At 67.5% G+C, this 11,694-nt stretch carries 9 protein-coding genes; 8 read left to right on the top strand and 1 reads right to left on the bottom strand.

Features of this window, described 5'->3' with window-relative positions; all coding sequences use genetic code 11:
• Window positions 1-22: 22 nt before the first annotated feature.
• The 5 genes from HWX31_RS15910 to HWX31_RS15890 all read left to right on the top strand — a co-directional run bounded on the left by HWX31_RS15910 (window position 23) and on the right by HWX31_RS15890 (window position 5,692).
• Window positions 23-214 (top strand): DUF2065 domain-containing protein, encoded by a 192-nt coding sequence (locus HWX31_RS15910; RefSeq protein WP_010092260.1) that lies wholly within the window; start codon window positions 23-25, stop codon window positions 212-214.
• A 97-nt stretch (window positions 215-311) separates the two neighbouring features.
• The gene (locus HWX31_RS15905) at window positions 312-1,460 is read left to right on the top strand and encodes an ATP phosphoribosyltransferase regulatory subunit (protein WP_174960159.1); all 1,149 of its coding nucleotides are present in this window, start codon (window positions 312-314) and stop codon (window positions 1,458-1,460) included.
• Window positions 1,461-1,574: 114 nt separating this feature from the next.
• Complete coding sequence (locus tag HWX31_RS15900) at window positions 1,575-2,921, top strand: adenylosuccinate synthase (RefSeq protein WP_059527498.1); 1,347 nt, start codon at window positions 1,575-1,577, stop codon at window positions 2,919-2,921.
• A gap of 6 nt (window positions 2,922-2,927) precedes the next feature.
• Window positions 2,928-3,518 (top strand): phosphoribosyltransferase, encoded by a 591-nt coding sequence (locus tag HWX31_RS15895; protein WP_059750774.1) that lies wholly within the window; start codon window positions 2,928-2,930, stop codon window positions 3,516-3,518.
• Window positions 3,519-3,772: 254 nt separating this feature from the next.
• Window positions 3,773-5,692 (top strand): potassium transporter Kup, encoded by a 1,920-nt coding sequence (locus HWX31_RS15890; RefSeq protein ID WP_174960157.1) that lies wholly within the window; start codon window positions 3,773-3,775, stop codon window positions 5,690-5,692.
• A 94-nt stretch (window positions 5,693-5,786) separates the two neighbouring features.
• Here HWX31_RS15890 and HWX31_RS15885 read toward each other — a convergent pair whose 3' ends face one another.
• A complete protein-coding gene (locus HWX31_RS15885; protein WP_045567716.1) occupies window positions 5,787-8,114 on the bottom strand; it encodes a Tex family protein in 2,328 nt (775 codons plus the stop codon).
• Window positions 8,115-8,279: 165 nt separating this feature from the next.
• Between HWX31_RS15885 and HWX31_RS15880 the strand changes: the two genes are divergently transcribed.
• The 3 genes from HWX31_RS15880 (at window position 8,280) to yoaA (ending at window position 11,634) form a co-directional block, all read left to right on the top strand.
• On the top strand, window positions 8,280-9,038 hold the full coding sequence (locus HWX31_RS15880; RefSeq protein ID WP_174960155.1) for a hypothetical protein: 759 nt from the start codon (window positions 8,280-8,282) through the stop codon (window positions 9,036-9,038).
• A 78-nt stretch (window positions 9,039-9,116) separates the two neighbouring features.
• Window positions 9,117-9,332 (top strand): HP1242/YdcH family protein, encoded by a 216-nt coding sequence (locus tag HWX31_RS15875; RefSeq protein ID WP_010092269.1) that lies wholly within the window; start codon window positions 9,117-9,119, stop codon window positions 9,330-9,332.
• A gap of 55 nt (window positions 9,333-9,387) precedes the next feature.
• Complete coding sequence (gene yoaA, locus HWX31_RS15870) at window positions 9,388-11,634, top strand: DNA repair helicase YoaA (protein ID WP_174960153.1); 2,247 nt, start codon at window positions 9,388-9,390, stop codon at window positions 11,632-11,634.
• Window positions 11,635-11,694 lie beyond the last annotated feature (60 nt).

Below are 11,694 nucleotides of genomic sequence, written 5' to 3'. Positions count from 1 at the left end.
GTCTTGCGGCGCCGTCGCTCGCATGGATCTGGCTGGCTCGTTGTTGCTCGCAGTTGCGCTGATGCTGATTATCGAGGGCGCATTTCCCTTCGTGTTTCCGTCCGCATGGCGGGACACGTTTCGTAGAATAGCGGAGCGGCCGCCGCATCATATCCGGATAGGCGGGCTGATCGTGATGGCGCTCGGGCTCGCACTGCTGCTGCTCGCCACCTGATCCGGACGGCGCACCCGGCCGTTTGCCTGAACCCGATTCCGATTCACACCGCGGTGCGCGTGTCGCGCGCCGCGTTTCCCGTCGTAGGACCGTACCGATGTCGACCTGGTTACTTCCCGAGAATATCGCCGACGTGCTGCCGTCGGAAGCGCGCAAGATCGAGGAGCTGCGCCGCAGGCTGCTCGATCGCTTCCGTTCGTACGGCTACGAAATGGTGATGCCGCCGCTGCTCGAATACCTCGAGTCGCTGCTGACGAGCGGTGGCAACGATCTGCGCCTGCGCACCTTCAAGCTGGTCGACCAGCTGTCGGGGCGCACGCTCGGCCTGCGCGCGGACATCACGCCGCAGGTCGCGCGCATCGACGCGCACCTGCTGAACCGTCAGGGCGTGACGCGCCTTTGCTATGCGGGCCACGTGATGCACACGCGCCCGCGCGGCCTGCACGCCACCCGCGAGCAGATCCAGATCGGCGCCGAAATCTACGGTCACGCCGGGCTGGAAGCCGATCTCGAAATTCAGCAGCTGATGCTCGACGCGCTGCATCTCGCGGGCCTGTCGCGCATCCGGCTCGACCTGTGCCATGCGGGCGTGCTCGCGGCGCTGCTCGCGCGCGACGCACTGGCCGCCGAGCGTGGCGAGGCGTTGTACGACGCGCTGTCGGGCAAGGACGTGCCGCTGCTGAACGAACTGACCGACGATCTCGGCGCCGACACACGGGCCGCGCTGCGCGCGCTGCCGCATCTGTACGGCGATGCGAGCGTGCTCGACGAGGCGCGCGCGCGGCTGCCCGCACTGCCGGAGATCACGCGGGCGCTCGACGATCTCGCGCAGCTCGCGGCGCAGGCGAAGGGCGTCGAAGTCGCGATCGATCTCGCCGACCTGCGCGGCTACGCGTACCACAGCGGCGCGATGCTGACGGCCTACATCGATGGCGTGCCGAACGCGATCGCGCGCGGCGGCCGCTACGATCACGTCGGCCAGGCGTACGGCCGCGCCCGCCCGGCGACGGGCTTCTCGCTCGATCTGCGCGAGCTCGCGCGGATTTCGCCGGTCGAGGCGCGCGGCACCGCGATCCTCGCGCCGTGGGCGCAGGACGACGCGCTGCGCGCGGCCGTCGCGGCGCTGCGCGATGCAGGCGAGGTCGTGATCCAGGCGCTGCCGGGGCACGATCATGTGCTCGACGAGTTCGCCTGCGACCGCTCGCTCGTCGAGCGCAACGGCGCGTGGGTGGTCGAGCCCCGCTAAAAAGGCGTTCGCGGGCCGCGTTTTCGCGTGCCACATCGTTGAAGCGAAACGGAAAAATTCGGAATCGCCCGCGAACATAGGTAGAATACGTTTTTAACCAGCTAACGAATCAACATGTCTGCCAGCGCAGTGAATGTGACTCCCGGGCGCAATGTCGTCGTCGTGGGGACTCAATGGGGTGATGAAGGCAAGGGCAAGATCGTCGACTGGCTGACGGACCACGCTCAGGGCGTCGTGCGTTTCCAGGGCGGCCACAACGCCGGCCACACCCTCATCATCGGCGGCAAGAAGACCATCTTGCGCCTCATTCCGTCGGGCATCATGCGTGAAGGCGTCGCCTGCTACATCGGCAACGGCGTCGTCCTGTCCCCCGAGGCACTGTTCAAGGAAATCGGCGAGCTCGAAGAGGCCGGCCTGAACGTCCGCGACCGACTGTTCATTTCCGAAGCGACCACGCTGATCCTGCCGTATCACATCGCGATCGACCAGGCGCGCGAAGCGCGCAAGGGCGCGGGCAAGATCGGCACGACCGGCCGCGGCATCGGCCCGGCGTACGAGGACAAGGTCGGCCGCCGCGCGCTGCGCGTGCAGGACCTGTTCGACGCGAAGACCTTCGCCGACCGCCTGCGCGAAAACCTCGACTTCCACAACTTCGTGCTGACCCAGTACCTGGGCGGCGCGGCAGTCGACTTCCAGGCCACGCTCGACACGATGCTCGGCTATGCGGACCGACTGAAGCCGATGGTGGCCGACGTGTCGCGCCGCCTGTACGACGCGAACAACGCGGGCCAGAACCTGCTGTTCGAAGGCGCGCAAGGCACGCTGCTCGACATCGATCACGGCACCTATCCGTTCGTCACGTCGAGCAACTGCGTTGCCGGTGCGGCGGCGGCAGGCGCGGGCGTCGGTCCGCAGAAGCTCAACTACATCCTCGGCATCACGAAGGCGTATTGCACGCGCGTCGGCTCGGGCCCGTTCCCGAGCGAGCTGTACGACGCCGACAACCCGAAGCGTCAGGATCAGGTCGGCGTCACGCTCGCGAACGTCGGCAAGGAGTTCGGTTCGGTCACGGGTCGCCCGCGCCGCACCGGTTGGCTCGATGCGGCCGCGCTGCGCCGCTCGATCCAGATCAATGGCGTGTCGGGCCTGTGCATGACGAAGCTCGACGTGCTCGACGGCCTCGACGAGGTCAAGCTGTGCGTCGGCTACAAGATCGACGGCAAGGATGCGGACATCCTGCCGCGCGGCGCGGCCGATGTCGCGCGCTGCGAGCCCGTGTACGAGACGTTCGTCGGCTGGAAGGAAAGCACCGTCGGCATCAACACGTGGGATGCGCTGCCGGAAAACGCCCGTGCGTATCTGACCCGCGTCCAGGAAGTGGCCGGCGTGCCGATCGACATGGTGTCGACCGGCCCGGACCGCGACGAGACGATCCTGCTCCGTCATCCGTTCAAGGTGTAATGCACGATGACGCAGCAGAACACGATGACGCTTGTGATGACCGATCCGCGCAACGACGACAAGAACCTGTGGGTGGGCTGGGACGAATATCACCGCCTGATCGAGATGCTCGCGCTCCAGGTGCATGAGTCCGGCTGGAAGTTCGACCAGATCCTGTGCCTCGCGCGCGGCGGCCTGCGCGTCGGCGACCAGCTGTCGCGCATCTACGACGTGCCGCTCGCGATCCTCGCGACCAGTTCGTACCGCGAAGCGGCCGGCCGCGAGCAGGGTGATCTCGACATCGCGCAGTACATCACGATGACGCGCGGCAATCTCGCCGGCAACGTGCTGCTGGTCGACGACCTCGTCGACTCCGGCGTCACGCTCGCGCGCGTGCAGGAGCACCTGAAGGAGCGCTATCCGGCCGTCACGGCGGTGCGCTCGGCAGTGCTCTGGTACAAGGGCTGCTCGAAGGTGAAGCCCGACTACCACACACAGTTCCTGCCGACGAATCCGTGGATCCATCAGCCGTTCGAGGAATGGGATACGGTTCGCCCGCACAATCTCGAGGCCTGGATCAAGCGGGGCGACGCGCAGCGCGATGGCGCACGCGCGTAAGCGCCTGCCGGCCGATCGCCAAACCGCTCCGACGGCGCCGCTTGCGGCGCCGTTTTTCATTGGTGCGTCGCGACCCGGGTAGGCAACCGCCGGCGTCACGGCTATGATGGCCTCCCTGCCACAGCTCGCGCTGCGTTGCATCGGCGCAATGGGCCTCGTGGCTTCGCGGCAACAGGACAGGACGGCATTCGACCCCCGCGCGAGTAGAATAGCGCTCGTTTTGTTCGACTCCGGACCCGATTATTTCGCTGCATATGAACGATACGACTCACGCGACCAACGCGATTCACGCGCCGCATTCGTCGACGCAACAACATTCGCTGCAGGCGCTCGCGATCGCCGCGATCGGCGTGGTGTTCGGCGACATCGGCACGAGTCCGCTGTATTCGCTCAAGGAGGCGTTCAGCCCCGCACACGGCATTCCGCTCACGGAAAGCTCGATCCTCGGCGTGATCTCGCTGCTGTTCTGGGCAATCATTCTCGTGGTCGGCATCAAATACCTGCTGTTCGTGATGCGCGCCGACAACAACGGCGAGGGTGGCGTGCTGGCGCTGATGGCGCTGTCGCTGCGGCCGCTCAATTCGAAGAGCCGCGTGACGGGCGCGCTGATGGCGCTCGGGATCTTCGGAGCATGCATGTTCTACGGCGACGCGGTGATCACGCCGGCGATCTCGGTGATGTCGGCGGTCGAAGGTCTCGAAATCGCGACCCCGCATCTTTCGCATCTCGTGCTGCCGATCACGATCGTGATCCTGATCGCACTGTTCTGGATCCAGCGCCACGGCACCGCGACGGTTGGCAAGCTGTTCGGCCCGATCATGGTGCTGTGGTTCGTCGCGATCGCAGCACTCGGCGTGTATCACATCGTGCGCGTGCCGGGCATCGTCGCGGCGATCAATCCGTACTACGCGGTATCGTTCATGTCGGACCACGTGCTGCAGGCCTACGTCGTGCTCGGCTCGGTCGTGCTGGTGCTGACGGGCGCCGAAGCGCTCTACGCGGACATGGGCCATTTCGGCGCGAAGCCGATCCGGATCGCGGCGTACGGGCTCGTGATGCCGTCGCTCGTGCTCAACTACTTCGGGCAGGGCGCGCTGCTGATCCAGAACCCGAAGGCGATCGAGAACCCGTTCTTCCTGCTCGCGCCCGACTGGGCGCTGCTGCCGCTCGTCGTGCTGTCGACGGTCGCGACCGTGATCGCGTCGCAGGCGGTGATCTCGGGTGCGTATTCGCTGACCTCGCAGGCGATCCAGCTCGGCTACGTGCCGCGCATGAAGGTGCTGCACACGTCCGAACTGGCGATCGGCCAGATCTACGTGCCGGTCGTGAACTGGCTGCTGCTGTTCGTGATCCTCTGCATCGTGATCGGCTTCAAGAGCTCGGACAACCTCGCCGCCGCGTACGGTATCGCGGTGACGGCGACGATGGTGATCACGACCGTGCTCGCCGCGGTCGTGATGGTGAAGGTGTGGAACTGGAACCGGCTGCTGGTGGGCGCGATCATCGCGGTCTTCCTCGCGGTCGACCTCGGCTTCTTCGGCGCGAACCTGCTGAAGGTCGCGCAGGGCGGCTGGCTGCCGCTCGGCATCGGCGCGCTGCTGTTCTTCCTGCTGATGACCTGGTACAAGGGGCGGCACATCGTGAAGGAGCGCACGGCGGCCGACGGCATCCCGCTCGAGCCGTTCCTGCAGGGGCTGCTCGCGCATCCGCCGCACCGCGTGTCGGGCACGGCGATCTACCTGACCGGCAACGACAAGCTCGTGCCCGTCAGCCTGCTGCACAACCTGAAGCACAACAAGGTGCTGCACGAGCGGACCATTTTCCTGACGTTCGTCACGCGCGACATCCCATACGTGCGCGACGACAAGCGGCTGAGCGCGCGCGACGCGGGGGGCGGGCTCTACATCGTGACGGCGGAATACGGCTTCAACGAAACGCCGGACGTGAAGGCGGTGCTGGAAGAGTTCGGGCGCACCCACGACATGACGTTCGAGCTGATGGACACGTCGTTCTTCCTCGCGCGCGAAACGGTCGTGCCGACGCAGCTGCCGGGCATGTCGATCTGGCGCGAGCGCGTGTTCGCGTGGATGCACCAGAACGCCGCGAAGCCGACCGATTTCTTCGCGATTCCGGCGAACCGCGTGGTCGAGCTCGGCACGAAGATCGAGATCTGACGGCTGCGGGGCGCGCGCCCCGCGTTGGCCGTGCCGGAACGAAAAAAAGCCCCGTCGAACCAGCGGGGCTTTTCCTTTTGTGGAACGCTCGCGCTCAGCGCTGCTTGAGCTTCGCGAACGCCGCGGCCATCGCGCCGGACGGTTCCGGCTCGCGCGAGCGAGGCGGCCGCGCCTGGCCGCCCCGGCTTGCGCCGCCGCGATCCTGGCCGCCGCGCGCCGCCGTGCCCGGGGTCGCATCGTCGTCGAGGCGCATCGTCAGCGAGATGCGCTGGCGCTTGACGTCGACGTCGAGCACCTTGACCTTGACCACCTGGCCGGCCTTGACGACTTCGTGCGGATCCTTGATGAACTTCGTCGACAGCGCGGAAACGTGGACGAGGCCGTCCTGGTGCACGCCGACGTCGACGAACGCGCCGAACGCGGCGACGTTCGTCACGACGCCTTCGAGGACCATGCCCGGCACCAGGTCCGACACCTTCTCGACGCCTTCGCGGAACGTCGCGGTCTTGAATTCCGGGCGCGGGTCGCGGCCCGGCTTTTCCAGTTCCGACAGGATGTCGCGCACGGTCGGCAGGCCGAAGCGCTCGTCGACGAACTCGGCGGGCGACAGGCCCGCGAGCGCTTCGCGGCTGCCGAGCACGTCGTCGATGCGCTTGCTGATCTTCGCGAGGATCCGTTCGACAACCGGATACGCTTCCGGGTGGACCGACGAGCGGTCGAGCGGATTCTCGCCGCCGTTGATGCGCAGGAAGCCGGCTGCCTGCTCGAAGGTCTTGTCGCCGAGGCGCGGCACCTTGCGCAGGTGCTCGCGGGACGGGAACGGGCCGTTTGCGTCGCGGTAGTCGACGATGTTGCGGGCGAGCGTCGCGTTCAGGCCGGACACGCGCGCGAGCAGTGCGGCCGACGCGGTGTTCGCGTCGACGCCGACCGCGTTCACGCAGTCCTCGACGACCGCGTCGAGCGAACGCGCGAGTTCGCGCTGGTTCACGTCGTGCTGATACTGGCCGACGCCGATTGCTTTCGGCTCGATCTTGACGAGTTCGGCGAGCGGGTCCTGCAGGCGGCGCGCGATCGACACGGCGCCGCGCAGCGACACGTCGAGCTCGGGGAATTCCTTCGCCGCGAGTTCGGACGCGGAGTACACCGACGCGCCGGCCTCCGACACGACGATCTTCTGCAGGCGCAGTTCGGGGTGCTTCGCGATCAGCTCGCTCGCGAGCTTGTCGGTTTCACGCGACGCGGTGCCGTTGCCGATGCTGACGAGTTCCGCCTGGGTCTGCGCGGCAATGCGCGCGAGCTTCGCGAGCGAGCCGTCCCAGTCGCGGCGCGGCTCGTGCGGGTAGATCGTGTCGGTCGCGAGCAGCTTGCCGGTGCGGTCGACGACCGCGACCTTCACGCCGGTGCGCAGGCCGGGATCGAGGCCGATCACGGCCTTCGGGCCGGCCGGCGCCGCGAGCAGCAGGTCCTTCAGGTTGCGCGCGAACACGCGGATCGCCTCGTGCTCGGCGTCCTCGCGCAACTGCGTCAGCAATTCGTTCTCGATGTGCGGCTGCACCTTCACGCGCCAGCACCAGCGGCAGACGTCGGACAGCCACTTGTCGGCCGGCCGGTTCTGGTTCGCGATGCCGAAATGGCGCGCGATCATTGCCTCGCCGGGATGCGGCACCTGTGCGTCGAGTTCCTCGCCGAGGCCGAGCTTGACCGTCAGCACGCCGGCGTTGCGGCCGCGGAACAGCGCGAGCGCGCGGTGCGACGGCACGGTCTTGATCGTTTCCGCGTAGTCGTAGTAATCGCGGAATTTCTCGCCTTCTTCGTTCTCCTTGCCTTCGACGACCGCCGACGACACGACGCCCTGGTTGTGCAGGTAGTCGCGCAGCTTGCCGAGCAGCTCGGCCGTCTCGCCGAACTGCTCGGACAAAATGTCGCGGGCGCCGTCGAGCGCGGCCTTCACGTCGGCGACGCCCTTGTCGGCGTCGACGTAGGCGGCCGCTTCGGCCTGCGGGTCGAGCAGCGGGTTGCCGAGCAGCGCCTGCGCGAGCGGCTCGAGGCCGGCTTCGCGGGCGATCTGCGCGCGCGTGCGGCGCTTCGGCTTGTACGGCAGATAAAGGTCTTCGAGCACCTGCTTGCTGTCGGCGGCGTCGATCGCGGCGCGCAGTTCGTCGGTCAGCTTGCCTTGCTCGTCGATGCTCGCGAGGATCGTGGCGCGGCGCTCCTCGAGCTCGCGCAGGTACAGCAGGCGTTCCTCGAGCTGGCGCAGTTGCGTGTCGTCCAGGTTGCCGGTCACTTCCTTGCGGTACCGGGCAATGAACGGAACGGTGGCGCCTTCGTCGAGGAGTTGCACTGCCGCCGCGACCTGGCGCGGCTGGACGGTCAGTTCGGTGGCGATGCGCTGTACGATCTTGAGTGCTACGGTTTCCGTCATGTCGTGGATGATCTCTGCCTGCTGAAATCGCGGCGCGGGCCGGTGAGGCCCGCCTGGCGGGCCGCTCGCGGCGAGCCCGCCGAACCAGACGCCGCGGGTGAATGAAGCGGGGCATTTTGCCATAAATGGCAGAGCGTCCATCCGCGGGGTGATAGAATTTGACACATGTCCCGCAGCTTTCCTACGACGTTGCCAACCTCCCGCTTTCCTCTCGTCGCGCTCGGCGCAGCGCTTGCCGCGGCTTTGTCCTTCGGGGCGGCCGGCGCGCATGCGCAGGCGTCCGCCATCGCGGCATCGGCCGCCGACGCGGCTGCGACCGTCCCGGCCTCGACCACGCACGACTTCGACGCACGTCAAAAAGTGCTCGATCAACGCACGGCCAAAAACGATTATCGTTATGCGGTGGCCGAACACGACTGCTACAGCAAGTTTTTCGTCAACTACTGTCTCGGCAAGGCGCGCGACCAGATGCGCGAGGAGCGCGCGAGCATCCGGCAGGAGCAGCTCGCGCTCGACGACGAGCAGCGTGCAGTGCGGGCGCAGCAGCGTGACCAGCAAGCCGCGCTGAAACAGGCGCAGAATGCGGCGGAGGCGCCGCAGCGCGCGGCGAACGAAGCGGCGAACGCGGCTGCGTTCCGCGACAAGCAGGAGCAGAATGCGCTGAAGCAGGCGCAGCGCGGCGCGGATGGCCCGCAGCGCGCGGCGAACAAGCAGGCCTACGACCAGAAGCAGGCCGATTTCCAGCGCAAGCTCGACGAAGCTCACCAGCAGGCGGCCCAGAAGGCGCAGGAACGGACGGACAACGCCGCGCGCTACGAGCAGAAGCAGAAGGAGGCCGCGCAGCACAAGGCCGACGTGGAGCAGCGACAGAAGGAAGCGGCCGAGAAGGCCAGGCAGCAACAGCAGCAAATGCAGGGGCAGTAACGTGTTGGGTTGATCCGGAAAGCAGTCTCGAGCGCACCGGCACGCTGGCCGGCGCGCCGCTTCGATGAGGAGGCGCATATGCAAAGCCGTCATGCGGAACAGCAGCAGGAATTGCACAACCGGTTGGCTTCATTGCAGGAGCTCCACGCTCAGCTTGCTCGGGAGATCGAGCAGAAGGAAGGGCGGTCCGACATCGACGACATTACGCTGCACAGACTGAAGAAAGAAAAGCTGGCGGCCAAAGACAAAATCATCATGCTGCAATCGCAGCTGGAACCAGATAAGCGCGCCTGAGCGCGGCCTGGCAAGCGCCGGCGCCGCTTGGGCGCTGGACACAGGAACGCTTGCCTTGAATTCACCGCTTGAAGCCACCCCCGATGCCCGGCGAGACACCTCGTCCGCCGGGCGCGCCCGTGCGCCTGAAGCCGCCTTTGAGCTGAGCCGCAAGCGCGTCGACGAGCTCGACGCGATCTTCGGCGACGGCGGGCTGTTCGCGCGAGCGCTCGACGGCTACCGACCCCGTGCATCGCAGATCGAGATGGCGCGTGCGGTCGCGGCCGCGATGGAGGCGTCCGCGCGCCGGATGCCCGAACCCGAGATATTCGAGACCCGCAAGCGCCCGGCGCGGCGCCTGCAGGGCGATGCGGAGAACGCGGCCGAACCCGGTGCGGATGGCGCCGCGGCCGCGGAGGCCGACAGCGATGCGGGCGACAACACGCTGATCGTCGAGGCGGGCACGGGCACCGGCAAGACCTACGCGTATCTCGTGCCGGCAATGCTGTGGGGCGGCAAGGTCATCGTGTCGACCGGCACCAAGCACCTGCAGGACCAGCTGTTCCTGCGCGACCTCCCGACCGTGCGCGACGCGCTCGCGGTGCCGGTCACGGTCGCGATGCTCAAGGGGCGCGCGAACTATCTGTGCCACTACTACCTGCAGCGCACCGCGGACAACGGCAGGCTGCCGTCGCGGCAGGACACCGCGTACCTGCAGGAAATCGTCCGTTTCGCGAAAGTCACGCGAAGCGGCGACAAGGCCGAGCTGGCGAGCGTGCCGGAGAACGCGCCCGTATGGTCGATGGTCACGTCGACGCGCGACAACTGCCTCGGCCAGGAGTGTCCACACTACAAGGACTGCTTCGTGATGCAGGCGCGGCGCGAGGCCCAGCAGGCCGACATCGTCGTCGTCAACCATCACCTGTTCTTCGCCGACATCATGCTGCGCGACACCGGCATGGCCGAGCTGCTGCCGAACGCGAACACGATCATCTTCGACGAAGCGCACCAGCTGCCGGAGACGGCGACGCTGTTCTTCGGCGAAACGCTGTCGACGACGCAAATCCTCGAGCTTGCGCGCGATACGGTCGCGGAGGGCCTGAGCCACGCGCGCGACGCGGTCGAATGGGTGAAGCTCGGCGGCGCGCTCGAGCGCGCGGCGCGGGACCTGCGGCTCGCGTTCGCGGACGACACGATCGTGCGCATGTCGCTCGCGCAGCTCGGCGACGACCATCCGATGTTCGGCGCGCTCGACGATCTGGAGGCGGCGCTCGATGCGCTGGCATCGGCGCTCGCAAGCCAGGCCGAACGCGCGGAATCGCTCGGCGCATGCCTGCGGCGCGCGCGCGAGCTGCAGGACCTGCTCGCCGGCTGGGTCGCGCCCGGCGCCGCGCAGGCAGCTGCCGGCGCGGAGGCGGCGGAATCGAAGGCCGGCGAGGGCGGCGACGCCGGCGAGAAGGTGCGCTGGGTCGAGGTGTTCTCGCATACGGTCCAGCTGCACGAGACGCCGTTGTCCGTCGCGCCGATCTTCGCGAAGCAGCGCGCGGGCGTGCCGCGCGCCTGGGTGTTCACGTCGGCGACGCTGTCGGTGCGCGGCGATTTCACGCACTACGCGGCGCAGATGGGGCTCAGCTCGCGCCGCTCGATGACGCTCGCAAGCCCGTTCGACTACCAGGCGCAGGGGCTGCTGTACGTGCCGCGCAATCTGCCGCAGCCGTCGTCGCCGGCCTTCACGGATGCGGTGTTCGACGCCGCGCTGCCGGCCATCGAGGCATCGGGCGGCGGTGTGTTCATGTTGTGCACGACGCTGCGCGCGGTCGACCGGATCGCCGCGAAGCTGCGCGACGTGATCGAGTCGCGCGGGTGGAACACGCCGCTCCTCGTGCAGGGCGATGCGAGCCGCACCGAGCTGCTCGATCGGTTCCGCGCGTACGGCAACGCGATCCTCGTCGGCAGCCAGAGCTTCTGGGAAGGCGTCGACGTGCGCGGCGACGCGCTGTCGCTCGTCGTGATCGACAAGCTTCCGTTCGCGCCGCCCGACGATCCGGTGCTGGCCGCGCGGCTCGACGCGCTCGCGAAGAAGGGCTTGAGTCCGTTCGCCGCGCACCAGCTGCCGCAGGCGGTGATTACGCTGAAGCAGGGTGCGGGCCGGCTGATTCGCGCGGAAACCGATCGCGGCGTGCTGATGATCTGCGACACGCGCCTCGTCGACAAGCCCTATGGGCGGCGGATCTGGCAGAGCCTGCCGCCGTTCAAGCGGACCCGCGAGATCGAAGTCGTCGAGGAGTTCTTCGACGAGCAGCGCGCGGCGAAGCGGGTGTAGCGGCGCGCCGCCAATGAAAAACCCGGCCAATCGGCCGGGTTTTTTTGTCGCTTCATGCGC

The sequence above is a fragment of the Burkholderia ubonensis genome, from assembly GCF_902833085.1.
Lineage (GTDB): Bacteria > Pseudomonadota > Gammaproteobacteria > Burkholderiales > Burkholderiaceae > Burkholderia > Burkholderia ubonensis.
The sequence above is the reverse complement of the archived record's forward strand: the minus strand, read 5'-3'. Positions and strand labels throughout refer to the sequence as shown.